Source organism: Microcoleus sp. K4-B3 (assembly GCF_036704615.1).
Lineage (GTDB): Bacteria > Cyanobacteriota > Cyanobacteriia > Cyanobacteriales > Microcoleaceae > Microcoleus.
The window spans coordinates 18,620-45,297 of record NZ_JAUBSF010000009.1; the positions used below are offsets into that span (position 1 = coordinate 18,620).

Genomic DNA, 26,678 nt, shown 5'->3' on the forward strand with positions numbered 1-26,678 from the left:
ATACTATTTATTCAGATGCCCGGCGGTTGAAACCGCTTCTACACAAACAATGTCCGCCTTCGCGGACTAAGAAATAGTGTGTATTTGTGATGCTGTAGGGGCGGGTTCGCCAACAATTTCTGCCAATAACTAACAATCTCAAAAACCCGCCCCCACCCAACGACAAGTCCCTATCCTTGAATTAATTCTTGAAACCGAGTATGCGATCGAATGCTGTCAAAATCCGAGTCAGTTTTTGCCATTTCTCGGTATTTGTCAGGATTCAGATTGATGGCTTGCTGCAAATTCTGAACCGCTTGGTCAATCTGACTCTGTAACGCATAGCAGCTAGCTTTATTATAAAATGCTGGGTGAAAATCTGCTTTGATTTCTAAGGCTTTGTCGTAGGAGGCTATCGCTTCTTCCCATCTTCCTAAATTACGCAGTGCATGGCCCCGACTGTTCCAGGCTTCGTGATAATCAGGTTTGAATTCTAAGGCTTTGTCGTAGGAGGCTATCGCTTCTTCCCATCTTCCTGAATTACGCAGTGCAATGCCCCGATTGTACCAGGCTTCGTGATAATCAGGTTTGATTTCTAAGGCTTTGTCGTAGGAGGCTATCGCTTCTTCCAATCTTCCTAAATTAACCAGTGCAATGCTCCCATTGTACCAGGCTTCGTGATAATCAGGTTTGATTTCTAAGGCTTTGTCGTAGGATGCTATCGCTTCTTCCCATCTTCCTAAATTACCGAGTGCATTGCCCCGATTGTTCCAGGCAACGTGTAAATCAGGTTTGATTTCTAAGGCTTTGTCGTAGGAGGCTATCGCTTCTTCCAATCTTCCTAAGTTACGCAGTGCATTGCCCCGATTGTTCCAGGCAACGTGATAATCTGGCTTGAATTCTAAGGCTTTGTCGTAGGATGCTATCGCTTCTTCCCATCTTCCTAAGTTACGCAGTGCAATGCCCCGATTGTACCAGGCTCCGTGTAAATCTGGTTTGAATTCTAAGGCTTTGTCGTAGGAGGCTATCGCTTCTTCCCATCTTCCTAAGTTACCCAGTGCCTTGCCCCGATTGTTCCAGGGAAAGTCTTTATCTGGTTTGAATTCTAAGGCTTTGTCGTAGGATGCTATCGCTTCTTCTAATCTTCCTAAATCCTCCAGTGCAGAGCCCCGATTGTTCCAGGCTTCGTGTTTATCTGGTTTGATTTCTAAGGCTTTGTCGTAGGATGCTATCGCTTCTTCTAATCTTCCTAACTTACCCAGTGCATTGCCCCGATTGTACCAGGGAAAGTCTTTATCTGGTTTGATTTCTAAAGCTTTGTCGTAGGATGCTATCGCTTCTTCCCCTCTTCCTAAATTACCCAGTACATTGCCCCGATTGTTCCAGGATTTGTGATAATCTGGTTTGAACTCTAAGGCTTTGTCGTAGGATGCTATCGCTTCTTCCAATCTTCCTAGATTACCCAGTGCATAGCCCCGATAGTACCAGGAAACGTGATTATCAGGTTTGAATTCTAAGGCTTTGTCGTAGGAGGCTATCGCTTCTTCCAATCTTCCTAAATTACCCAGTGCCTTGCCCCGATTGTTCCAGGCTGCGTGATTATCAGGTTGGATTTCTAAGGCTTTGTCGTAGGAGGCTATCGCCTTTGCATATTCTTCAGCATAGCCATACAATAAACCTTGTTCTAAAAACAATTCAGCTTGTTGTTCTGATGTTTGCCCATTCTCATCAATTAAAGATTGAATCCTCACCAATTCCCGTTTTCGTTCTTGGGGAGTCAAAGCTAGATAATCTTCTCGCTTCCATCTTTGGGAACAAGCTTGCTTTGATTCTGCTTGCAAGCTTTCTTCATCCATCGACAACTTAAATAAACTCGATCGCCAATCAAAGAAATCCGGAGCCCGCTGGATAAAATAATTAACTGCAAAACGAGGCAAAATAAACACAAAACACATCTTAAAATCATCTCTAAACCTTTCCCGCTGCTGGTTTAAATTGATTAAAACAGGCGGCACACCCCGCCAACTATAAGAATAAATATCCTTGCTTTCCCATCCGATCTCTTTTTTTTCTTTCTCATATTCATAAAGTGAATATTCTAAGCCTTTCACAAACAGAATATTAATTGCATCTCTGTCTGGCAAATCTTTAATTATGTTATAAAAATTATAAACCGACTCATCCAGCGACAACACCTCAATCTTTTTCTGCAGCACATCTGCTTGAACTTTCGCAATCAAGCGTTCACCTTCCGCCGGAAAACACTCAACAAACAACAACCGGAAACCATTTGTCCGTTTGAGAGTGCGTACCAGAGTTTGATATTCTTCCTCTGGTTCTGCTTCTGGTAAATCGGCATCACAATCAATTATTTCTGCTGTCATGGCTGAAGTTGTGCAAGACAATCTTTAAATTGCTTAATTCCTTTAATCAGCGGGTGAACATCATACCAAGGCTGCATTTCTCCTTCTTCATCATAGTATCGGTATTCCAAAATACAGCGGGTAAATAGCAAACCGCGGTGCTGTTCATCGTTCAGTATGCGCTGAGTTTGGGAGACTTTCGCTAAAATTTGCCATTCGCCTTCTTCAGGAGTTCTGCGGTAGACATCCCGCGCTTGAGTAATTGCCCTTTGCGCTGCTTTTGCAGTAATTGGCAAATCCTCGGTGCGAGTTATTGCTTCTTGCATCATCAACAGCAAATTTCTGACGTGACCCCCACTCATCAAACACAGGCGTTCTAGAGTTTCTAGACTGTCAAACAATCCTGTTTCTAAAGATTGATTCGGATTGACTTGTTTTACCCGCTTTTCAATCAACTCTTTGATTTTAGCAAGTCCCGCTTCGTTGGTGCTGCCGTCGGGATTCTGCACCATAATCATCGGCAACACTTGCGGGTCGTTATAATTATTGATTAACTCAGTAGCGCGGTTAGAATACACCATAGAAATCGGTATGGTGTAAATGACATGACAATCTAAAGCTTTGAGTTGTTCGGTGCGGTCTAAAAAGATTTCGTCGAGATTGCTGCGTTTCCCGTCTTGGGAAAACGGCACAATTCGGTCTAAATTATCGGCAATCACTGCGAGTTGCGAAGATTTATCCGGCAAGTTTTTTTTAGCATCGCCAATAAACTCATTCAGCGCATCAATCAGCGTCGTTGTGTGGGGATTAATTTTATCTCGAATTTTTTGGCGCAGAGTCGGTACGGTTCTGACATTCGCCGTCAGTTTGGCAAACTGAGCAATTTGCGACTCTAAGCTTAATGTTTCAAAAGACACTTCGGTTAGGGCTAAATCTTTCAAATCTTCCCACCTATCTCGCATCCAATCGCGTAAAGGTTTAGAGTTAGCATTTCTGAGATCTTCTAATAAATGCCTAGTGCAAGCTAGCAAAATATCAGTATATTCAGTATCTTCGGGATTAATATCTTGTTCGTCAGCCGCGAAATAAACTACAAAGCAGCCTTGATTTTGCAAATATTCCTGAAGTCGCAGCAATTCCGTTGACTTTCCCGCACCGCGATGTCCAGCATACAACTGACAAGTCATTCGCTGCGATAGCTTAATCTTTCTGCCCAAATCTTCGATAATATCGCCATCTCCTCGCACTTCCCGACAGTCAACATACTGCGGATCTCCTGCTGGTAAAGGATAGAATGGGTCAAAAGCATTGTAGAGGTTTGTTAGTAATTTTTCTGATTCTTGAGTCATAATTTGATCTTATTTTTATACTTTTAAATTTATTTTTCAGCACTTACACAAGACCACCAAAGAAACCGGGTTTTTTACCGAATCTGCGGGTTACAACTGAGATATTTAACTATTACCAAGAACAGGCAAGATGCCTGTTCCACAAAGAGTGAGTTTTCTTGTAGGTGGGCATCTGGCCCGCCCTCCCAAGACTTATTGAGAAGGGCGCAAGATGTGAGTTACAACGCGTAAAAAACCAGGTTTCAGGGCCCCCATGCGTAAGTCCTAAGAATGCTGCTGCACCCTATTTTTAAGCTTGATATTTTTTCAGAATAGCAACTTTTTCGGGAAAGATTTCGATCGCCATTTTGTCATCATAACGAGTCGCGAGCGATCGCCTCACCTCGCCCAAAAACAGCGGCTGCGACAGCCCTGGTTCAGGATGTACAACTGTACGAACCCGGATTGTCATGTAGTCTCTGCCCCGCCCAGAGCGCCCAGGAGAGTACAAATCCGCAGCCACTTGCTGCATCGTTGCTTCTAATTCCGATTCGGTGATCGTAGGTGGCACGGTAACTACTGTTTGAGCGCCGCCAGTATCGTAAACTAAAGAATAGCGAACTGCACCCGGAATTTCTGTGCGGGAAAACAGTCCCAAACCCAGACCGAATATACTTGCAGCAATTACTGCCATAAAGCTTGTCACTCCTACCAATCGGAAGCGAAAACCCCATTTGAAGATAAATGCTATAACAGTTAGAATAGCCAAGGCTGCTGTTAGAATTCCCGCCCATTGGGCGTAGATTAAAAGGTTAGAATTTACGCTCATTTGTCAATTTGGTAATTGGTCGTTTGGTCATTTGTCATATCGTTTTCCGTGGGATGGGCACGATCGAGTCAAAGTCAATAATTACACCTTCCCCCACTCCCCACACCCCACTCCCCACTCCCCATCATTCCGGTGCAACCGGAATTGATATCATGAGGCGTTTCGGGCTACAAGCAGATAAGTCATCATATCGCCTTTGCCTTTCACCGGAATCACGCCTCGCTCCTCAAAAACGTACTTATCCCGCAGGCGCTCGTAGGTAGCAACTGTCACCTGAATGCCACCGGGGACGCCTTGAGATTCCATCCGGGAAGCTGTATTTACCGTATCTCCCCACAAATCGTAAGTAAATTTTTTAGTACCGATTACCCCAGCTTCTACCGGGCCTGTGTGGATGCCGATGCGGATGCTGAGCGGCTGACCTCCCTTGGTGCGCATCTTAGTCATGGCTGCTTGAATTTCGATCGCCATTTCGGCGATCGACTCGGCGTGGTCGTCGCTGGGCGTCGGCAAACCGCCAACAACCATATAAGCATCGCCGATCGTCTTAATTTTCTCAAGTCCGTAGCGCTCGGCCAACTCGTCAAAAGCCGAAAAAATCTCGTTGAGCAACTCCACCAACTGAGCTGGCGATAAATGAGCCGAAAGCTTAGTAAAACCGACCAAATCGGCAAACATCACTGTTACCTCAGCGAAACTGTCTGCGATCGTACTTTCCCCGTGTTTCAGGCGCTGCGCGATCGCCTTCGGTAAAATATTTAACAGCAAACGCTCGGACTTTTCCTTTTCCAGGGCCAACTCGTGTAAATACGCCTGCTCCTTATCCCGCAGCCGCTTCTTTTCCAGACAAGCGCTAATCCGAGCCTTGAGCAATACCGGATTGAACGGTTTAGAAAGATAATCCTCCGCCCCCAACTCAATACACCGGACGATACTGTCGATATCGTCCACCGCCGAAATCATAATCACCGGGATATAGCGCAACTTTTCGTCCGCTTTCAGATTTTCCAGCACCTGATAGCCGTTCATTTGCGGCATCATAATGTCTAGGAGAACCAAATCAAAAGGATCTCTTCGCAACATTTCCAGAGCTTGAAGACCATCTTCAGCAACAGTGACCACGTGGCCTTGACGCTGAAGTCGGCGGGCCAGCAAATCGCGGTTTACCTCATTGTCGTCAACAACCAGCACGCTGCCCTCGTCACCTTTCATGTCATGGCCTCTTTCAGAAGCGTTTCAATTTTACCCAAAAGTCGGGGAAACTCGACCGGTTTGGTGTCGTAGTCGTCGCAGCCGGCGGCCAGACACTTTTCACGATCGCCCGCCATTGCGTGAGCTGTCAGAGCAATCACCGGAATCGTGCTAGTTTGTGGAGCCGCCTTAATTTGCTGGGTTGCTTGCCACCCGTCGAGCACAGGCAGACTCATATCCATCAGAATCAAATCCGGTACTTTCGCGAGCGCCATCGACACCCCCTCAGCACCGTCAACAGCAATAAAGACCTCGTGTCCCTTGCGGGCCAGACGCCTGGAAAGCATATCCCTATTCATTTCGTTATCTTCGACCAACAGGATTTTAGCCATTGGTGTTCTCCTTGCCTTTCGAGTCGTACCTGCGATCGAACCTGTCATTCACTATAGAGCGAACATCGCGCAACAAAGTATCGCAACTGTAGACTCCTTTTTGTAGCACCCGATCGACGTAGCCGTTTAGCTGCTGGCTTTCGAGTGGAGTTAGGTCTTTACCCGCGATCGCTACAATCGGTATAGGATCTCCAGAATGCGATTTGCGAAGTTCTCGGATCAACTCAAAACCATCCATTTCTGGCATCGTCAAATCCAGTAATATCAGGTGCGGGCGAGCAACTTTTAGCCGATCGAGAGCAGCGCGCCCACTATCAGCTTCCGTTACTCCCCAGCCTTGTCTTTCTAGTATCCGTCGCAGTATTTTGCGCGTGGCAACGTCGTCTTCCACAATGAGAATCTGACAGGTCAAATTGTTACTTGCAACGCCGTCTTGGTCGCGTCGGTACTTGTTCAACAAAGCAGCCAGCCGTTTGCCGTCCACTGGTTTGGTAAGGTAGTCCGAAGCGCCCAATGCAAAGCCGAGGCTTTTGTTGCCCACAAAGGATAGCAGGATTACGGGAATGGAGGCAAGGTCAGGATCTGCCTTCAGCGCGGAGAGTACCGCCCAGCCGTCCATTCCGGGCATAATCACGTCGAGGGTAATCGCGTCTGGCCGCAGTTGCTTAGCGAGCCGGAGAGCTTGCTCGCCGCCGCCGGCGACTTCTACGTGCAGCCCTTGGCGAGCGAGGGCGCGCTCGATCAAATCCCGCGAGATCGGGTCGTCGTCAACTACCAGCACCGTGCCGACAGCGGGGGCGACCGGAGGGTTAGTGCTGTCGCGGACTTTGTTGGCGATTTCCGGCTGTTGAATCGCGCTGGGCAAGAGCACGGTGAAAGTGCTGCCTGCGCCCAGCGTGCTGCTGGCCTCAATGCTGCCACCCATCATATGACAGAAGCGCTGGCTGATAGCTAGTCCCAAACCCGTGCCGCCGTACTTGCGGGTAGTCGAGGCGTCAGCTTGGGTGAAAGGTTGGAAAACTCGCTGCAATTGCTCTTTTGTCATGCCGATACCGCTGTCGGCGACGCGGAAACTTAAAAATTCGGAGTTGGAAATTAAAATTTGGGAAAATTCCTCTTGATTTATCATTTTTAATTGTTCATTTTTAATTCTTTCCACTCCGATCGTAATTGTCCCGTTTTGGGTGAACTTGGCAGCGTTGCTGAGCAGGTTGAGCAGCACTTGCCGGACTTTGGTCATGTCGGCGTGCATGGTGTCGAGGTTGTCTGGACAGTACACTTCTAGCGTATTACCGTTTTTCTCGACCAGCGGCCTCGCCGTGGCGACAGCACTTTCAATTAAGGCATGGATGTCGAAGGTTTCTAAGTAGAGATCCATTCGGCCTGCTTCAATTTTAGAGATATCTAGGATGTCGTCGATCAGGGACAGCAGGTGTTTGCCGGCGCTGCGGATTTTTTCGAGGTCGGGGACGAAAGCTTCATCGCCCAATTCTTCGGCTTCTTCTTTAAGCATTTCGCTGTAGCCGACGATCGCATTGAGCGGTGTTCGCAGTTCGTGGCTCATGTTGGCAAGAAATGTGCTTTTTGCCCGGTTGGCTGATTCTGCTGCTTCTAGGGCCGACTGCATGGCGGATTCTGCCTGTTTGCGATCGGTGATGTCTTGGACTGTGCCTTCGTAGTACAAAACGCTGCTGGTTTCGTCGCAGATGCTGCGGGCGTTTTCGGAAATCCAGATCGTGCTGCCGTCTCGGCGGTATATTTGGGATTCAAATTTTGATATTTGGCGGCGCGCGCCCAATTGGGCAATAAACTCGGCGCGTCGCTTGGGGTCTACGTAAAGTTGGCGGTTGAGGTTTGTGAGTTCGGCGAGCATTTGGGTAGAGGATTCGTAGCCGTAAATGCGGGCTAGTGCGGGATTTGCACTGAGGTAGCGCCCGTTTGGGGTGGTCTGGAATATGCCTTCGACTGCGTTTTCAAAGATGCTGCGGTATTTTGTTTCGGCTTGTCTCAAGGCTTCTTCTGCTCGCTTGCGCTCTAGGGCATTGGCGAGCATTTCTCCTACCATTTTTAGCTGTGTGGATATTTCGGGCGATGGACCTGCTGTTTGCTTTAAGGCATCGAATCCGAGAAATCCTACTAGGTTTTTACTGCTGCAAATTAGGGGAATAATTATCAGCGATTGGATATTTTTTAGCTGTTTTTTTGATTCTAAATTATAGAGGGAAGCGCCAATTGAAGGTATTGAGGCGATTGCTGTTTGATTGGCTGTTGGGGATGGGGAGTCTGTCTGGAATTGGGCGGGAGTTTGACCGACAAAATAGGCAATTTCGGCTTTGGCTGGGGGCGGGAGTTCGCCGATTTCGGGAATATAAAGGCATTCTGCGCGATCGAGCTTTTCTGCGATCCAAGGGATTTGTGCGATGTTTATTTGTTTGTCGGTGCTGCCTTTTATTACCGGAATGCCGTCAGCGCACCACTCGTAGGTTTTGTCGGCACGGGTTTTGTCTTGAGATAACAGGTAGATGTAACTGCGGTCAAACCCGCTCAAAGTGGCGATCGCTTCCAGAGTTCGATCGATGCTTTTGTCTATTCCCGATGCGGCCTGACTGATGAAATGGGTTGACCAACTGGCAATCAACTGATTGAATTCTACTTGATACTGCAAAGATTGTTCTACTTTTTTGCGCTCGGTAACGTCTCGAAAGCTCCAGACTCTCCCGACTCTGTTCGCTCCGACTTTTTTTGAGGGTAACGAATTTAATTCGATAATTTTTCCGTCTTTAAATTCTAATAATTCGCTGATTTGAGTATCTGGATCTGCCGACACTTCGATCGCGTTTTGGAGAAATCCTTGGGGATCTTTTAATTGTTCTCGGGCGAAGGGGAATCCTGTTTGGATGGTTTTTTTGACAGGGCCGAAGGTCGATCGGCTCAACTTTCCTTGGCTGGCGGACAAACCCCACATCTCGACAAATTTCTGATTATAATTGCATATATTGCCGTTTCTGTCAACCGCTATAATTCCAGCATCTGTAGATTCTAGAACGGCTTGCAGCATCGAGAGCGATTGTTTGTGTTCTCTAATGTCAAAAAACACCAAGACTGATATTTCGCCGCCCTCAACTGCGGGATTGAAAAAATAGGAAACTGGTAAAATCTTGCCGTCGCGGCACAGAAACTCGTCGTCCCAATTGCTGCAAGGTTGACCGGAGGCGATCGCCTCTTGTAAACCTAGTGTAGGTGCGATCGTCCCATCTTCACTCTTGCTTTGGAACTGTTTCGGAGCGCTCAAAACTTGGGATTTCTTGCTTTGATTTTGCTGACTGGCGATGCGCTGTAGCAGGGAAAGGCCTGCAAGTTCCGAATCTCGCCACCCCAGCAAGCGTTCGGCCTCTGGATTCACCGAGATGACAAACCCCTTCGCGTCAAGGATACACAATCCCGCCCCCAAATTGTTGACAGTGGCTCGCAGTCGATCGATTTCTGAAGCTGCTGGAGAGTCTTGAGGGGACTGGGGCGAGGGAACCAAATCCTGTAGCGCCACCGGATCGGAGTTCAAACAATCATGCCGCAGCGGTTCCTGCTCGCTCCGAGCTCCCTCGTAGCTACAACTTACCTGCTCTAAGAATAGCTGCCACTGCTCGGCATTGGGAGGGGGGGACTCCCTGGCTAAACCGAGCTGTTCGAGTTGGCGCTGGAGGTGAGAATGCATAATTTCTGGCGCTTTGTAGGCAACTTTATACAGTATATCTTTTTAATTAATAGTATATATACCCCGCTATACAGTTAGTGGAAAGGTACGGGATCGAACTTTCTCATAGGTTTTATCTAAAAGCCGATCGAGCATCTCTGCTCTCCAAAATTTTTCCAACTGCGCTAATTATATTTATAGCAGATGTTGAAGGCCCTTCGGCTCCCTTCGGCTTCGGGATCGGGCAAGTCGCTCAGGGTAAAAAGAAGGAAGAAGGAAGAAGCAATAAAAGCGAGGGTTTTAGCAATTAAGAACGTCCTTACCCTATGGACGCTTTCTATAATAGTATCAAAACTTTTTCGATTGTCACCAAACCCATGTTCTGAATGTCGGCCGCACACTCAAAAATGGTATCTTATCAAGTTAACTTACGCTCAAAAACCTGGTTTATGCCAAAAATCGCTTTTTTGACGGCCCGACTTAGGTGAAGAAACCGGGTTTCTGGAGCGATATAAAATCAAAATCCGGTTAGAAATGATACCGAGGGTGCGAGCACGACGCTCGCACTGCACTCTGATTATTCCGATGCCAGCGGAAACTCTATCAGGACTTTGTTACTTACTGCGAATTTAATTATGGTTAGAGAGCAAAACATGATATTATACCTAGTTTTAAGAATAAAATTAATAAAAATGAGTCGATCGATATGATAAATTATAGAAACCGCGCCCGACGGTTAGGACATTCTTAATTATTGCTAAAAAATGAACTCTGATATTGCAACTTCAGTCTTCCTTCTTGCTTCTGCTATATGTTCAAAATCTCCATACCTGCTAGCGAAATAATCAGCAAATTGCGGAGGCTAATAAATTTAGTAGCAATTGAAAATAACTGTTAAAAAATTATTATTTATCAGAGTTTTCGGTTGATATCGAAAGGTCGGTGAAAATAGCTGGCAGCCGAATGGTAAAAGTAGAACCTTTGCCCACCTCGCTGAATGCGGTAATGTCTCCGCCCATCATTTCGCAGAATTTCTTAGTAATCGTCAGCCCCAAACCAGTGCCGCCGTACTTCTTAGTAGTTGAGGAATCGGCTTGGGTGAAAGGCTCAAAGATTTTGGCTAACTGTTCGGGATTCATGCCAATGCCGGTATCTTTGACTGTAAAAACGATCCAATCTTGAGGGGAAGATAAGAGAGATAAGCTATTTTCAGCTTGGCCACCTTCTCTATACGCTCCAAGTTTTTTTCCTTTCTTTGCAGAGTCGGCGGGGGTTTCGACGGATCGGGTAACGGCGAAGGTAATCGCGCCGGAGCAAGTAAATTTCGCGGCATTGCTGAGGAGGTTGAGCAGAGACTGCCGGAGTTTAGTCAAGTCGGTCTGCATTGAGCCAATATCCTCGGGGCATTGTATTTCTAGGATATTGCTATTTTTGTCTGCCATCGGCGCGATCGTGGCGACTACTTCCTCAAGCAGAGTTGAAATGGTGAAGGTTTCGAGGTGGAAGTCGATGCGGCCTGCTTCAATTTTGGTCAAGTCGAGAATATCTTTAATCAGGTCTAGTAGGTGCTTGCCGGCCGTGTTAATTCTCTGGAGGTCGTCGATGAACTCTTCGGCACCGAGGTCTCGGGCGTCTTCTTGCAGGATCTCGCTGTAGCCGATGATGGCGTTGAGGGGGGTTCTGAGTTCGTGACTCATGTTGGCGAGAAAAATGGTTTTCGAGCGATTTGCAGCTTCCGCCGCTAATGCGGCCCGGCGGAATTCTTCGGAACGCAAGCGTTCGGTGATGTCGCTGGTCATGATTAAAACGCACTGAGTGCTGCCGAGGTCGATGAGTTCCACTGACAGCAGCCAGTCGCGCACTTCGCCGGCTTTGGTGCGAATTTTGATTTCTTGGTTGCTGATCGAATTTTGTGCTTGCAAAATCTGGGCTAGCCGCCGCCCGTCTTCTGAATTGACCAAGATTTTTAACTCGCTGGCGGTGCGGCCGATAAATTCGTGCCGCAGCCATCCTAATGAGCGCAAAAAGCTTTCGTTGGCATCGAGGAAGCATCCGTCTGTGAGGGTGCAGATGCTGATACCGACTGGGGAGGCGTGAAAGGTCTTGGAAAATCTTTCTTCTGAAGAACGCAGGGCGGCTTCGGCCCGCTTTCTGTCTGTGATGTCTTGGACGGTGCTGGTGATGTAGAGGGAGTTGACGGCGGCTTGTTCGTAGACTGTGCGGTTGCTGCCGTCGGGGAGTACGAGCCTGTAGTCGATGCTGTAAGGCTGTTGCTGAAATAAAGCGGCTTCGATCGAGGTTTTGACTAATTCTCTGTCTTCGGGGTGCACGTATTCCAAGAAGGCTTCAAGGCTGGGTTCAAAAGTTCTCGGTCGCTCTCCCAGGATGCGATAAATTTCCTCTGACCACCGCAATTGCTGGGTGTTGCGGTCTAAGTCCCAGTTGCCTAGTTGGGCGATGCGCTGGGCGTTGGCGAGGCTGGCTTCGCTGGCGCGCAGCGAGGCTTCTGCTTGGTTGCGTTCGGCGACGGTGGCGGCTAAGACTAAGCCGGTGACGGCGATGACGGCGATGAAGGCTTGCAGGGATAACAGTGCTTGGGGGATGCTGCTGGCGTGTTTGAAAAAGGGGCCGCTGCTTCGGGCTATGCCCCAGATGGCAAAGCCGCAGAGGATGAAGTTGGAGAGGGCCGTGTAGCGCTGGCCGAATCGAAAGGCAGCCCACACTACTAGGGGAAATGGTAAGTATTCGAGGGGATAGCGGGCGTAGGCGGCGCGGGTGCGCGAGCAGAAGACGAGCCAGCCGACTGCTAGCAGCAGCAGCAGCCAAATCGCTCGTTCAGCTATCTTTTTGCGATGGGTGGAGACTTTGGGGAATTGTTGCCACGTCAGCAGCAGCGGGGCGACGAGCAAAATTCCCATAGCGTCTCCCACCCACCAAGTCGCCCAAATCGTGCCAAAATTGCTGCAGCTAGATAAACTGCTCAGGCATAGGACAATGCTGCCAATGGTGGAGTTGATCAGGGTAGATCCTAAGGCTGCTAGTCCGACTATTCCTAAAACGTCTTTGAGCCGATCGAGCCCTGCGCTAAAGTTAATGCGCTGCAGTAGATAAGTTCCCGTCCACGCTTGCAGGGTTCTGGCGCCTGCCGATATCAATGCCGTGCCGATGTTGGCCGGCGGTACGCTCATGCTGAACAGGAAGCCTCCGATCGCGATTCCCGGCCACAGTTGCCGCCCGAACAGCAGCAGGGCGACTTGGGCAATTCCTGCTGCTGGCCACATCGGGTAAATTTCTGAACTGAGGGTGAGGGTGGAAACGGCGAATCGCGACGCCCCATAGTAGGTCAGGGCGATCGCACCTACTGCGAGGAAGTACCGCCAGGAATGTCCTCTGATGGCGTTAAGGAACTTTGTCTGCATGGTCGTTTGGGGAAAAGGTGGACGGTTGTTGGGGTTTCAGTAGGTGGCACGGGACGGGCACAGGGTAGAGAAAATGTTTCTATTAAGTGATGGTAGGTCATGGGTGGTAGGTAGGGGGAGAACCTTTTGAGCTAACTTTTTGTGGCGCCGTTGAAGGTTCGGTTTTTTTTTGCTGTGCGATCGAATCTGCGCATAAATTTCGGGGGTAGCCGTTTTTTGCCAATATATCTGTAATGACTAAGCATTTGGTTTGTAAATTTTGGGTTTTTGTTAAAAATTTATTACCGAGGGACAGCCGGTGTCTTTTCGTGTCGGGCGATCGCAACTCGATTTAACCTAACATCTTGCACCATTGTCAATAATACCCAAGCAACCGATAACAGCGACACAAAATCTCAGCTTTCAGGTAAGCCCAAGGCAAGAAATCCGGTTTCTGACTAGAAGTGCAGGCAGAAGTGATTTTAACTGGATTTTCAACCAATTAATTGATGCTTCAAGTCTTTTGATTCAATACAGTGAAAGCAGATAATTTACAGCAAATTTTTTTTATTCTCTATTTCCCTTTGGCTGTTGCAATATCTAAGGTTAGTGTCAAACGCTCTTGAGATTCTTTAAGGGCGTCTTGGGGGTTGCGGCCGAGAAGGGTTGCCTCTATGGCGCGACCGAGATTTTCTGACAGGCGGGAGTAACCTGAAATAATGGGTCGCGCTCTGGCGGAGTTCATTTGCTCTAAAAATACTCGCAAAACAGGGTTTTTTTCGACAAAGCTTTGATAAGCTTGGCTCTGTCTCGATTTTAAGTTAATTGGCAAGTAACCTGTTCCCAATGCCCATGCTGTTTGGAATTCTTCACCTAGAACGTATTCTAAGAATTCTAGGGCTGCTCGCTCTCGTTCAGGGGAGGTTTTCATTAAAAATAGGTTTTCACCTCCAACGACGGCTGCGGGGCGTTTGAGGGCGGGTATCGGCATCACTGCGTAGTCGATCGGGCTTTGCTGCAATTGTGCTAGCGTCCACGGCCCGGTGATTTGCATGGCGACTTTCCCGGCGATGAAGTTGTCGAGTTCGTAACCGCGTTCTGGTGCTGACAGTATTGCTGAACCTTCTTTTAACAAGTCGCTCCACAATTCTAAGGCCGCGCGAGAACCGGGATTGTCTATTTGGGGTACGGGAGTTTGAGGTGTTGCGGCTTTGAGTTCGCCACCTGCGCTGAACATGAATGGCAGCCAGGTAAATACTGTCCATTCTCCTTTGCCTAGGGGGAGCACTATGCCGTGTTGGTCTGTGCGGCCGTCTCCGTTGGTGTCTCGGGTGAGCGATCGGGCTGCTTGCTTTAATTGCGCCCAATTCTGGGGAACTTTTTTGATTCCTGCTGCTTTAAATAAGCTGGGACGGTAAAATATGGCGGTGTTATTTGTACCTAGGGGAACTGACCAAGTATGTCCGCCCAGTTCCATTGACTCGAAGAGTGCCGGGTCGATTTCGGCTTTCCGGGGCGATTTGTTAAGCCAGTTTTCTAAGGGTTGAATTGCGTTGAGTTCTGCTAGCTTTCCTGAAATTGTGGCACTATTCCACAGCAAATCCGGCGGTGCATTTCCAACTATTGCTGTTAGTATTTTTGGGAGTTGTTGGTCTGGCTGGCCGATGTAAACTGGTTTTATCTGGATGTTGGGATGCGTTTTGTTGAATTTGTCTGTGAGGGTTTGAAATACGTCGCGATTTGGTGGAGGATTGATGCCGTGCCACAGTGTAATTTTAATCTTTTCGCTGTTTTTTTCTGGGCTTTCACAGCCGCTTAATATTAGCAAATTTAAAATAAGTAAAATGCAAGCAGCTAGTTTGAGTTGCATTTTGATGGCTTGGGATAATTTTGATAAAATCATTTTTTAGTTGTATTCAGGAAAGAAGTTTTTTTAACCGCAGATGAACGCCGATGGACGCGGATAGTTAGAGGTTGGTAAAACGGGCTAATTCTATAAAATCTGCGGGTAGCTGATTTGTCTGTCCTGCTGAGGTGTTTTGAAACAAAACGGTAAAAGCTCCTGCTCCTAGTTTATCTTGCGGCCACATCCGATAGCAAGGAATTTCTGTCAGGTGCGATCGATATTTTTCTAAATGAGGAACAGTGACTGGCTGAAATTCGGGAAATTTGCTTAACAGCCATTCGCTGACTTGTTCGTTTTCTGCGGTTGAATAAGTGCAGGTCATGTATGCAAGATAACCTTGGGGCGCTACAATTTTAGCAGAATTGGCTAAGATTCTTTTTTGGCGGTTGGCATTGCTGTTGATGGTGACATGATGAAAGCATCCGGGTGCTTTGTCTCCTTTTGCTAAGAGTGATTGACCAGTACAAGGAGCATCTACTATTACTAAATTAGCAGTTTGTGGTATTTTTTCGGCAAGTATTTTGGAATCGACGTTAGCGGCGGCGGATGGTAGAATTTGGCAGCGTCTTAAATTAGAGATCAGCATTCCCATGCGTTTGCCTATGACTTCGTTACACAACAGCAATTCTGGGTTTAATGTTTTCCAGGAAAATACACTTTTACCTCCGGGGGCGGCGCACATATCTAAGATTAGTTTGATGGGCTGCGGTATTGTTAATAAGGTGGAGGCGGCGAAGATTGAGGAAAAGTCGAGACAGTAGTAATGTCCTGCTTGGTGTAAGGAATGTTTTCCCGGCTGGGATTCTAAGGCCAGTCTATCTACAAATTCCGGTTGCCAAGAGACGGGAATTTCGACCGTAAATGGGTGTTCTGTGGGTTTTGGTTGCAGCCACAAGATGGCAGGATTAAAAGGTTGGGGATTTGTGACGGCCTGAATAAAGTTTTCTTGTTCGGCGGTGTCGGCAAATAAGCTGCGGCTGAGTTTAAGCAGGAGATTAGATGGGCTTTCCATGTTCTGACAGATATGATAAGATTGAGATGAACACTAAAAACTGTAAATCAGATGATAATTCCTAGTGTAGAACAGTTAGATTTAACTTTGGAAGAATGGATGCAAAATCCTCCTGACGGGACGGAGTGGGCGGACGGTAAAGTTATAGTCAAACATCCTGTAGAATTTGTCAATGGAGAAGTAGTGGGGAAACCGGGAATGACTGCAAAGACTCGCCGCATTCAATCAAAGCTAGATTATTACTGGAGAAGTTACATGATCTCAAGCGGCCAAGGAGGCGAGGTTTATGTGGAAGTCACTTGTCAAACTCTGAAAAAAGGGCGAATACCCGATGTATCTTATATTACTCCTGAACTGTTGGCGCAAGTTGGGGAGTTTTCAGTTTTGGCGCAGAGTTTTCCGCTGCTAGCTGAGATTGTTTCGCCTAGCGACTTTGCAGATGATGTTTTTGCTAAGGCACAGGAGTATTTAGAATCGGGATGTTTGGAAGTTTGGCTGCTGTTTCCTAAGAGTAGTTGGGTGTTAGTAATTACTCAAAGTCAGGTGGTTTTGTTCAAGCCTGGTGAGGTGGCGATAACTCAGGTTGTTTTGGCAGGATTTAGGGTGGCGGTGGATGAATTAATGGCGTAGTTTTGTTGTTATTATTGTACGAAATAAGTAAAAATCTATGAAAATTGTCTTTTTTGGCACTCCCGACTTTGCTGTTCCTAGTTTATCCAGTTTGCTGAGTCATCCAGAATTTGAGGTTGTGGGTGTGGTGACTCAGCCGGACAAACGCCGGGGAAGGGGCAATAAATTGATGCCTTCACCTGTAAAAATGGCGGGTTTAAATCACAGTCTCCCGGTTTGGCAGCCGCGACGAATTAAGAAGGATGCGGAAACGCTTGCTAAGTTGCGGGAAGCGGCGGCCGATGTTTTTGTGGTGGTAGCTTACGGCCAGATTCTTTCTCAAGAAATTCTGGATATTCCTAATTTGGCTTGCGTTAACGTTCACGGTTCAATTTTGCCGAAGTATCGCGGTGCCGCGCCGATTCAGCGCTGTCTTGTTGACGGGGAAAAGGCGACGGGAATTACTACTATGCTGATGGATGCTGGCATGGATACTGGCGCGATGCTGTTGAAGGCTTTTGCGGGGATTACGCTGTTGGATAATGCTGATTCTTTGGGTGACAGGTTGGCGGAACTTGGGGCGGATTTGTTGATAGAAACTTTGATTAAATTGAGGGATGGAGAAGTTAAAGCTGTTGTTCAAAATGATGCTGAGGCAACTTACGCGCCGATGATTAAGAGTGCCGATTTTGTGCTGGATTGGTCGAAAAGTGCGATCGACCTTCACAATCAAGTTAGGGGCTTTTTCCCGGATTGCACAACCAGTTTTCGCGGCAATTCTCTGAAGGTGATGGCTACTGTGCCCGTGGGGCCAGAATATTGGCTGCAAATGCCAACGGATTTAAGAGTTTTGGAACGCGAATGGCCTGTTTTAGCCCAGTTGTCGGGCGCGAATGGGGAAGTTGTGAAGGTTGTGAAGGGGTTGGGGGCGATCGTCCAAACCGGTGATGGTTTATTATTGTTGCGGGAGGTGCAGTTGGCGGGGAAAAAGGTGCAGTCTGGGGTGGATTTTGCGAATGGAACTCGCTTGGCGCTGGGTGAGATTTTTGGGAGTTAAATAGTATATTTAGGGCGGGCAAGATGCCCACCATACAATACTTGGAAGCAAAATTATCCTGTAATATTAACTCCGGTAGCATCGGAATTAATATTACTCACAGTCAGGACACCGCGAGTGCCTAATTCCCTACAATTAATCGGGGTAGGGACACGGCACTGCCGTGTCCTCAGTATCATTCCGATGCCACCGAAAACGATATAATTAGATGCGCGATTCTTGACCTAAAATTCGACCAAAACTTCCTCGCCACCACCCAACAAACCTTGTGCCGCCTCTAACATACTCTCCGCAACATCTTTCAAATCTTCGCGACTTGCCAGATAAGTTTTCAAAGCGTCTAACGGTTCTATACTATTATTAGCATTCAATTCTGGCAACCGCGGCCTTGCTAGCTGACTGACTAATTCCGGTTGAATTGTGTAGCTGTGCGCTTCGCCCAGAAGTGCGTGCAATTCTGCGTTGTCGATTAAATCTAATTGTTCCGATCGCAATTGGTAGATCAATCTCACAACCGCGTCTGCGATCTCCTTCTTCCCAATAGCTTTCACCAGCTCAGCTTGCGGGTTTTCGGATTCGGAAACATTCACTTTAATCGTCTGAAACACCCGCACTGGCAAAGTGCAAAATTCCCACTCAGCTTTTCCCCGTTCCAAATTAACTAACACAAAACCTTTATCTTCTTTCTCTTCGCTAAAATCAACTCTTTCGATACTTCCGGGATAAATTACGGGCGGATTGTTGGATAAATTTAGATTTTGGTGTTTGTGAACGTGGCCGAGAGCAACGTAATCAAAACAAGGGCGAGTTAGCATAGAAACGGGAATGTTAAAACCTTTGCCAACTGCTAAAAAACGCTCGGCACCCAAACTCGCTTTATCTGCCATTAAATGCGCTAAAAGTACAGTTGGTATGTCGGGGTTAAGGCGGCGAATTTCGCCTTCCATTGCGATCGTCAGTTTTTCGGTTAATAATTGGTTAACATCGCCCATAGACAGGCTTTCAGTCTCGGAACGTGTCATTAAAGTCGATCGAGTCAACCAAGGTAATGTTACCACCTGTACGGGCCCGCTGCGGGTATGAATCAGGTGAGTGTCCAGGCGATCGCCTACAATAAACTTAGGTATCCCCAAAGTCCGATAAATCCCCAAACTCGCGCCGCCTTGTCCCTGAGAATGTTGGTCGTGATTTCCTACTAGCAAAACCGTCGGAATTTGCGCGTCCACCAAGCGGCTAAATTGGCAAGCAAAAGCCTCTTTGACAAACGGTGGAGGCGTCGAATCCGGGAAAGCATCGCCGCCGAATACGACTAAATCTACGGGTTCAGAAATTGCTCTGTCCATACATTTGCTCAGCGTCGCCGCGAAGTCTTCCAGCCGCGTATTTAAACCAGTTTCTGGATTAACCCGGCCGTGAGAAAAGCCGCTTCCCATGTGAATGTCTGAAAGGTGTAAGATTTTAATCATTGTTTTTTCTATTTGTTAGCTATCGTTGCGGTTCGTAGTGAGGACTGAAGTCCTCAGAAGAAGGACTTGCATTCGTGACTACGAACCCAAGAAAGTTGTTTTTCATACATCACAATATGATGCCGGGGACTTTTTCATATATCTCGCTAATTGCACAACTGAAACTCGTACTAACAAATTCTACTGTATCTCCTTGTCGGTAAGTCTGAGAAACCCAGTTACCCTCAGCATTGAGTCTAAAACATTCAATTTTGATTTCGGATTGAGTAATTAACACGTATTCTTGCAAACTCGATGCAGTTTGGTAATCGGCAAATTTATCGCCTCTGTCGAAAGCTGCTGTTGAGGGCGACAATACTTCTACAATTAAAGACGGATAAAGAATGAAATCTTCAGTAGAACCTGTATCTCTTTCATCGCAAGTCACCGCTACGTCAGGATAGTAATAGCAATTTGCTTCTGCCAGCCTGACTTTTATATCTAACGGTAAAATGATGCAAGGCGTAGGACGAAGATGATTTGCCAACAGCATGACTAAGTTGCTAGTAATGATAATGTGAGGTTTTTTTGCCCCCGTCATTGCATAAACGTGTCCGCGTCTGTATTCGTGTTTGATGGGGCTTACTCGTTCGCCTTCTAGGTACTCTTCTGGGGAGATGTAGAAATTATTTTTGCTAACAAACATTGATGTTTACTCCGATATTTTTATTTGACACTATTGGTTAATAATCGCATACCCGGGTGGGAAACGGCACTGCCGTTTCCCTACAGATTTAACAAAACTCCAGAAATCGTGCGTGCCATAATTTGCCACTTTCCGTCAAACCCTGCGATCGCACTTTAATTTTGACACTTTTGGGGTTAGCCTCGTAGAGTCGGGCAATTTCCTGCATTTCCTCCCCGCTAAACCCGGTTCCCACGGTTCCTACTGGGACTAATTTGCCATCAATTTCTTGCGCTACTTTGACGGCGCTAAACGGCCGCCCCGCCACTTTTGTAGCCGTCAATCCCACAATAAACAAATCGTATTCTTGACAGTATTTAGTCCTCACCATCGGATATTTTTTAATATCTTTTCCGCCGACATAGTGGCAGTTGTGCAATACCCAAACTTCGCCTTCTCTATTTTCAGATTCCTGCTGATTTGCCAGCACGAGTTTTTCGGCGGCGGTGCGAAATGTCGGTACAATTTCAAAGGCTGGGGATAAACTCGCCAGCATTTCGCCAACTTCAACTCCCGCTGCAATTCGTTCGGATTCTGCCACGGCAGTTAAATCATTGCCTTTGAAAAACAAACTTTTAAAAATGGCATAAATTGCGCTGGGCTGGATTGTCGGAAAACCGCTTTCAATATTAACTGTAGCAGCTTGCGCCCCCGTGCGGTGTTCGCTGCCGGTACAGCTTTTGTAATACAGTTCGCCGTCTAAAACAAAGGTGCCAATTTTAGCGGCTGTGTCGATTAATGTGCGATCGATCTCAATTGATGCTTGCTGTCGCAGGTTAGTCGATCGCGATTGGTAGTATACTTTATCTGGCGTCGCAATGACAACTACTCGATTGCCGTCGCGCTTCGGCTGCCCCCAATAATCGGGATTTTCGATATAATAAGAACGATCGCTCGGTGCGTCAACTGGCTGCATCGTCACAATCCTTCCCGGCTGCAAGTGCGGCGGCAATTCGGCAACAATGGGATTGTTTGCAGTTTCTATTTTTGGGGCGGAAGTTGATTGTTTAGCAGGAGCGAAATCGGCGGTAGAATTGTTTGGAGAATTCAGGGCGATCGGCTTTTCTCCGGTTTCCAATTCAAACGCTCTTTTCCAAAAGCCAAAAGCCATTTCCGGGTATCCTTCCGATTCCGCGCACAGTGCAAAACCAATAACTTTTGCCGTACCAATCCCGCGCCCGTAATCAGCTAAATACTGCACGGCACCCGCTTCACCCATCAAGTGCAATCCTCGCGTGACGATGCGATTGTTCCAGCGTTCTCGAATGTCGGCGCTGATTTTTTTAGCTGCTTTTCGCTTGGCTTCTGCGTATTCGGTGCAGTCCATACTGCCTCCTTTGTGTAGGGCTATTTATATACTATACTAAACATTGATTTATTAGTCAAGGTTAAGTTTACAATTAGGTGTTGTGAATAAATTTAAGTCTTTGATTTGTGAACTAGATTTATTTTTTAACCGCAGAGGCGCAGAGGGCACAGAGGAAGAGAAGAAAGAGAGGGATGGGGTTGTAGTGTTTTGATTGTCAAGCGCGGTAATCTGTTCGCTGCCAATGCTAAGATAACTTCGATCGCGCATTGCGACCAATAAAGCCGTGAGTTGCGTCTTACTCGCGTTGGGTTCGCCAACTTGCGATCGCACGTTTGAGAATTTAATATCGAGTCTAATTGTACTCTTATGATGCGATTGATTTTGTACAGCAAACCCGGCTGCCACTTGTGCGAAGGGTTGCAAGAAAAACTCGAACAGATTGAAAGCCTCAAGTTTCAACTCGAAGTCAGAGATATTACCGAACGCGATGACTGGTTTCAAGCTTATCAGTACGAAGTTCCAGTTTTGTTTAAAGTGCAGCCTCAGCCAATAAATTCTGCGGGCGAGGCTGCATTCTCCGCTGAAGAACTGTTACCCCGTCCTTCTCCCCGCTGTAGTGTCGCCCAATTGGAACAAATGTTACAGAAATATTTGCAAATCGATCCGTCACAATAATACGATTTACGCAAAAACTCAGGTATTAATCCTGGCCTCGGGGTGCGCGGTGCGCACTTTACTGTAAACCTGTAGGGTCGCACAGCAAAAGCCTGTAGATAGATAGCGGCTCAAAAAATGTGTTGCGCAAGTCATATTCAAGACATCCAAGTAAGGAGTTTTTCAGATGAAATTGAGAGAATTATTAGCAGCAGTTCCCAGCATTTCCTTTGACGCCAAAAATCCTGCCCTCGATGCCGAAGTCAAGGGTTTATCCACTAATTCCCACGCTTGTCAGGCGGGAGATTTATTTTTGGGAATGCCGGGAACTCGGGTAGATGGCGGAGATTTTTGGCAAAGTGCGATCGAATCTGGTGCACTTGCCGCCATAATTTCCACCCAAGCCGCGGAGAAGACACCCCCCCAACCCCCCCTTGCTAAGGGGGGGCGAGAAGAGGTTCCTTCCCCCCTTAGCAAGGGGCGAGAAGAGGTTCCTTCCCCCCTTAGCAAGGGGCGAGAAGAGGTTCCCTGCGTCATCGCAGCAGCCGATATGGCTCAAGTTTGCGGTCAAATAGCAACTGCTTTTTACGGCAATCCAGCTAGCAAATTAAAACTTGTCGGCGTTACCGGGACTAACGGCAAAACGACAACAACTCATTTAATCGAATTTTTGCTCAATGAAATGCAGTTGCCGACGGCGATTTTCGGCACGCTTTACACTCGCTGGCCGGGCTTCCAACAAACTGCACTTTACACCACACCTTTTGCAGTTGACCTGCAAAAGCAATTAGCAGAAGCTGTAGTCGCCGGATGCAAACACGGCGTGATGGAAGTCAGTTCCCACGCCCTAGCGCAGCAGCGAGTTTTGGGGTGTAGTTTTGAAGTTGCTGTGTTTACCAACTTGACTCAAGACCATCTCGATTATCACCGCGATATGGAAGATTATTTTGAGGCTAAATCGCTTTTGTTCAGTCCAAATTACCTCATAAATCGGGCGGTAGTTAATATTGACGACCCCTACGGTAAGCGGATAGTTGAAACCATTAAATCTGAAAAAGTTTGGAGTTATAGCACTAGCGACAAAACGGCAGATTTGTATGCTTTTGATTTGCAGTATCAGCCCAATGGAGTTAAGGGAATGCTGCACACTCCGAAGGGCGAAACGGCTTTTGTTTTGCCTTTAGTCGGTCAGTTCAATTTATCAAATATGTTGGCTGCTGTCGGTGCTGTTTTAGAATTGGGTTTAGATTTGTCCGCAATTGTGGAGAAGTTATCTCAGTTTTCGGGAGTACCGGGACGGATGGAACGGGTGCAAATTAGTCCAGACCAAGATATTAGCGTCATTGTCGATTACGCGCACACTCCCGACAGTTTGGAGAACTTGCTGAAGGCGTCGCGGCCGTTTATTCCGGGTCAGATGATTTGCGTGTTTGGCTGCGGCGGCGATCGCGATCGCACGAAACGCCCGATCATGGGTAAAATCGTTGCAGAATTAGCCGATTTAGCTGTTGTTACTTCCGACAATCCGCGCACGGAAAATCCCGATCGCATTTTGGAGGATGTTTTAGCAGGAATTCCCGCCGCAGTAAAGCCGATCGTGATGTGCGATCGAGCCGCTGCAATTCGCACTGCTATTATGGACGCTAAACCGGGAGATGGCGTGCTGATTGCAGGAAAGGGACACGAAGATTATCAAATTTTGGGTACCGAAAAAGTCCATTTTGACGATCGAGAACAAGCGCGAGATGCCTTAAAAGCCAGAATGAATTCGGTTAACTGAATTTGGTTAACTGTTAACGGTTAACTGAATTCGGTTAACTGTTAACGGTTAGCTGTTTGCGGCCTGGAAAATTAGTGGTATTTTCCAGTATTTATACCAGGGTTAAATCTGATTTACACTAAGTAAATCGGCGCGAAAAATAATAATATCTTGTAGGGGCTGCTTTAGCGGGTATATACACTAGCCACCAGTTTATCGCTTTAAAACCCACCCGATCCGGAGCTTTATTTCCACCTACCTACTTAGATTATCATAATAATAAAAAAATAAATTAATAAAAAAACAACTATCGCTCTAAAACAACTAACTGGTAATCAAATTCTCGCTCAAATTTACTCAGGAACTCGCACCCTAGTTTATCGCGGAATTCGCCTGTGCGACCAAAAACCTGTCGCCATCAAAGTCTTGCGGAACGAGTATCCCAGCTTCAGCGAACTGGTGCAATTTCGCAATCAGTACACGATCGTCAAAAACCTGAATTTGCCCGGAATCCTCCAAACCTACAGCTTGGAAGCTTACCGGAATGGCTATGCGCTGATTGTGGAAGACTTCGGGGGAATTTCTTTCCAGGAATGGACGGGGAAAGGGAAAACCGTTCCCTCTCTGGTTGAGTTTTTCCAAATTGCGATCGACCTGAGCAATACATTAGATAAACTTTACCGCCACCGCATCATTCATAAAGACATTAAACCCGCCAACATTCTGATTACTCCTGAGACGAAACAAGTCAAACTCATTGACTTTAGTATTGCATCTTTGCTGCCGCGAGAAACTCAAACGCTGATGAGTCCCAACGTGCTCGACGGGACACTAAGCTATTTGTCTCCCGAACAAACGGGAAGAATGAATCGCGGCATTGACTACCGCACTGATTTTTATTCTCTTGGTGTCACCTTTTACGAGTTGCTGACGGGAGAATTGCCGTTTCAGTCTAACGAGCCGATGGAATTGGTACACTCTCATATTGCCAAACAACCGCCACTGCTTGGCGAAAACAGAAGCGAAGAAATTCCCCACGTTCTCTGCGACATCGTGATGAAATTGATGGCGAAAAATGCCTAAAACCGTTATCAGAGTGCATTAGGGCTGAAATTTGATTTAGAATTTTGTTTGCGTCAACTAAAAGAAAGCGGTAAAATAGAAACTTTTGCGATCGCGCGGCGGGATGTGTGCGATCGGTTCATCATACCAGAGAAACTCTACGGCAGAGAAACCGAAGTTGCCCAATTATTGGCAGCATTCGATCGCATCTGTGGTTGCGAGACTCTTGCGGGGAACGAGGGAAGACGCGAGTTAATGTTGGTGGCGGGTTTTTCCGGTATTGGCAATTACTCGCATTGCGAATTTTATCCTCAAGGCTGGCACGATTTGTATGTGTACCTGAAAGAACTAAGATCGCATTGGGCTCAGCTTCGAGAACCTTCTCCTGTGCTTCAATGGAATGATATATTTTGGTGATATCAGCGTGAGCGGTAACGACGCTCTCGCCGTATAATTCGGATACAAACTGATTTGATATCACAGGTTACAGTCTGTGTAAGTGGAATCAAGAAATGAAGCGAGTAGAGGCTTATGCAAATTCCTGAAGAACCTATTTTCATCACCTTGTGCGACGCAGGTAGTCCGCGCGTCCAGCCACTGTATTCATCATTGCAGGGTAACTTGCGTATCCTCGATAATTACTGTCCGCGACTGGGACTCCTCTCAAAGATATTCAAGGTTCGCGACTTCTTAGCTTCTGATACCGATATTGCTGACGACACAATCATCGTCTTTACGGATGCCTATGATGTGCTGTGCATTCGTTACGATCCTGCTGGATTGGCAGCCGACTTCAGTGCCACAGGTAGAGATATTATTATCAGTGCCGAAACTGTATTCTGCCACCACAGTGCAGATGTACTTCCCTTCTTTTTGTCTAACTATTTAGGGCATCCAGCAAAGTACCTCAATAGTGGCTTTATTATTGGCTACAAATGGGCTTATCTCCGTATGCTTAACTATATTGCCAATAATTTTGTGGATAAATACATGATGGATTGCCGTCAGAATGACCAGCGTGTAATTTCGCGATTTATGTTAGAAAACTCTGAACTGGGTCTGTTGAACATGGCTATCGACAGCACGTTCAAATTCTGCTATACCCACACCTACGACAATAATCCACTATGCTGTGACAATTTGGCGTCTTATTTTGTCCATGTAACCTGGCTTGCCCTGGAAATACAGAAACAAGCCTACGAGGAGATACGGAGAGTTTTCAACATTTAGAAATGGCAGCAGGGCTGATTCAAAAAAGCCGATCGAGATAATCGGGAACGAAAGTTATTGAAATTAACAAATCCATAGGCTTGACACTTGCTCCTACTTCCTACTCTTTTGAAGCTCACAGACATAAAATTATTCAAGTCGTTGTATGTGATTCTTTATGTCGTATCGTTGGGTACAGAGAAAAGCGTTGTTAATCACCTTTTCTCTAAGGCACGAATCGCTTTCTATCATGGCTTGTTTGCTTGTGTTGGTAACACCAATAATATTGGTGGCACATTCCCATATCAAGCCATGCTTGCTTGGAGCATGAGGCGAATAGTATTTAATCGAAGGATGTTCCCTGGTGAAGATTCGTACTGGAATATGGGCGTAATAAACAGCTTGCATTCCAGCCAAGCTGCCGGCGAACCAATGAGTCTGAACAATATCGGTTTTATTTCCGATCGAGTGATCGTAAATAAATTTATCGTATCTTCGACCATCTATTTATCACTAAAGACGTGGGTCAAGGAACTGGGCTGGGACTGGCGATAGCGCGTCAAATTGTAGACTAAAAACACGGCGTAAAACTGAGTTGTATTTCTGCACTGGGGGAAGGAACGGAGTTTGTCATTGAGATTTTAATTGATTAATGCGATCGTGCTGTAGGGGCGGGTTTTACCAACAATATTTTAGGCTTACAAACAATCTATAAAAACCCGCCCCCACCAACCAATAAC

18 protein-coding genes and 2 pseudogenes are annotated in these 26,678 nt (G+C 46.8%); 8 read left to right on the plus strand and 12 right to left on the minus strand.

Annotated elements, in window-relative coordinates; all coding sequences use genetic code 11:
* Positions 1–170 precede the first annotated feature (170 nt).
* From QUA78_RS06745 to QUA78_RS06785, 9 genes are all read right to left on the minus strand, one after another.
* Complete coding sequence (locus QUA78_RS06745) at positions 171–2,363, minus strand: tetratricopeptide repeat protein (protein ID WP_333398683.1); 2,193 nt, start codon at positions 2,361–2,363, stop codon at positions 171–173.
* The gene (locus QUA78_RS06750) at positions 2,360–3,691 is read right to left on the minus strand and encodes an ATP-binding protein (protein ID WP_333300735.1); all 1,332 of its coding nucleotides are present in this window, start codon (positions 3,689–3,691) and stop codon (positions 2,360–2,362) included. The genes QUA78_RS06745 and QUA78_RS06750 overlap by 4 nt, the downstream gene beginning before the upstream one ends.
* Positions 3,692–3,980: 289 nt before the next feature.
* A complete protein-coding gene (locus tag QUA78_RS06755; RefSeq protein WP_333300737.1) occupies positions 3,981–4,499 on the minus strand; it encodes a Ycf51 family protein in 519 nt (172 codons plus the stop codon).
* Positions 4,500–4,649: 150 nt separating this feature from the next.
* A complete protein-coding gene (locus tag QUA78_RS06760) occupies positions 4,650–5,711 on the minus strand; it encodes an adenylate/guanylate cyclase domain-containing protein (protein ID WP_333300739.1) in 1,062 nt (353 codons plus the stop codon).
* Positions 5,708–6,082: a response regulator gene (locus tag QUA78_RS06765; RefSeq protein WP_333300741.1), complete on the minus strand. Its 375-nt coding sequence runs from the start codon at positions 6,080–6,082 to the stop codon at positions 5,708–5,710. The genes QUA78_RS06760 and QUA78_RS06765 overlap by 4 nt, the downstream gene beginning before the upstream one ends.
* Positions 6,075–9,794: a response regulator gene (locus QUA78_RS06770; protein ID WP_333300742.1), complete on the minus strand. Its 3,720-nt coding sequence runs from the start codon at positions 9,792–9,794 to the stop codon at positions 6,075–6,077. The genes QUA78_RS06765 and QUA78_RS06770 overlap by 8 nt, the downstream gene beginning before the upstream one ends.
* Positions 9,795–10,678: 884 nt before the next feature.
* Complete coding sequence (locus QUA78_RS06775; protein WP_333300744.1) at positions 10,679–13,192, minus strand: MASE1 domain-containing protein; 2,514 nt, start codon at positions 13,190–13,192, stop codon at positions 10,679–10,681.
* 553 nt (positions 13,193–13,745) lie between these two features.
* Complete coding sequence (locus tag QUA78_RS06780; RefSeq protein ID WP_333300745.1) at positions 13,746–15,074, minus strand: ABC transporter substrate-binding protein; 1,329 nt, start codon at positions 15,072–15,074, stop codon at positions 13,746–13,748.
* A gap of 64 nt (positions 15,075–15,138) precedes the next feature.
* Positions 15,139–16,089 (minus strand): RsmB/NOP family class I SAM-dependent RNA methyltransferase, encoded by a 951-nt coding sequence (locus QUA78_RS06785; protein ID WP_333300747.1) that lies wholly within the window; start codon positions 16,087–16,089, stop codon positions 15,139–15,141.
* 51 nt (positions 16,090–16,140) lie between these two features.
* Here QUA78_RS06785 and QUA78_RS06790 point away from each other — a divergent pair, with 51 nt between their 5' ends.
* Both QUA78_RS06790 and fmt read left to right on the plus strand, forming a co-directional pair.
* Positions 16,141–16,719, plus strand: coding sequence for a Uma2 family endonuclease (locus tag QUA78_RS06790; RefSeq protein WP_333300748.1), 579 nt, complete (start codon positions 16,141–16,143; stop codon positions 16,717–16,719).
* Between the two features lie 37 nt (positions 16,720–16,756).
* On the plus strand, positions 16,757–17,755 hold the full coding sequence (fmt, locus tag QUA78_RS06795; protein ID WP_333300750.1) for a methionyl-tRNA formyltransferase: 999 nt from the start codon (positions 16,757–16,759) through the stop codon (positions 17,753–17,755).
* Between the two features lie 224 nt (positions 17,756–17,979).
* On the opposite strand, the gene QUA78_RS06800 is transcribed toward fmt, so the two are convergent.
* The 3 genes from QUA78_RS06800 to QUA78_RS06810 all read right to left on the minus strand — a co-directional run bounded on the left by QUA78_RS06800 (position 17,980) and on the right by QUA78_RS06810 (position 21,272).
* The gene (locus QUA78_RS06800) at positions 17,980–19,221 is read right to left on the minus strand and encodes an exonuclease SbcCD subunit D (protein ID WP_333300752.1); all 1,242 of its coding nucleotides are present in this window, start codon (positions 19,219–19,221) and stop codon (positions 17,980–17,982) included.
* A 109-nt stretch (positions 19,222–19,330) separates the two neighbouring features.
* Entirely contained in the window at positions 19,331–19,906 is a 576-nt protein-coding gene (locus tag QUA78_RS06805) for a Uma2 family endonuclease (RefSeq protein ID WP_333300753.1), read from the minus strand.
* 88 nt (positions 19,907–19,994) lie between these two features.
* Entirely contained in the window at positions 19,995–21,272 is a 1,278-nt protein-coding gene (locus tag QUA78_RS06810) for an ATP-dependent DNA ligase (protein ID WP_333300755.1), read from the minus strand.
* A 351-nt stretch (positions 21,273–21,623) separates the two neighbouring features.
* Between QUA78_RS06810 and QUA78_RS06815 the strand changes: the two genes are divergently transcribed.
* From QUA78_RS06815 to QUA78_RS32785, 6 genes and pseudogenes are all read left to right on the plus strand, one after another.
* Positions 21,624–21,929: a glutaredoxin family protein gene (locus QUA78_RS06815; RefSeq protein WP_333300777.1), complete on the plus strand. Its 306-nt coding sequence runs from the start codon at positions 21,624–21,626 to the stop codon at positions 21,927–21,929.
* 166 nt (positions 21,930–22,095) lie between these two features.
* Complete coding sequence (locus QUA78_RS06820) at positions 22,096–23,688, plus strand: UDP-N-acetylmuramoyl-L-alanyl-D-glutamate--2,6-diaminopimelate ligase (protein ID WP_333300757.1); 1,593 nt, start codon at positions 22,096–22,098, stop codon at positions 23,686–23,688.
* A 288-nt stretch (positions 23,689–23,976) separates the two neighbouring features.
* Positions 23,977–25,014 (plus strand): annotated as a pseudogene (locus QUA78_RS06825) (protein kinase domain-containing protein); the annotation flags it as partial.
* Between the two features lie 246 nt (positions 25,015–25,260).
* Positions 25,261–25,959, plus strand: coding sequence for a glycosyltransferase domain-containing protein (locus QUA78_RS06830; RefSeq protein ID WP_333300759.1), 699 nt, complete (start codon positions 25,261–25,263; stop codon positions 25,957–25,959).
* A 147-nt stretch (positions 25,960–26,106) separates the two neighbouring features.
* The gene (locus QUA78_RS06835) at positions 26,107–26,493 is read left to right on the plus strand and encodes a hypothetical protein (protein WP_333300761.1); all 387 of its coding nucleotides are present in this window, start codon (positions 26,107–26,109) and stop codon (positions 26,491–26,493) included.
* Positions 26,427–26,591: pseudogene (locus QUA78_RS32785) on the plus strand (ATP-binding protein); the annotation flags it as partial. The gene QUA78_RS06835 and the pseudogene QUA78_RS32785, both read left to right, overlap by 67 nt.
* Between the last annotated feature and the right edge of the window lie 87 nt (positions 26,592–26,678).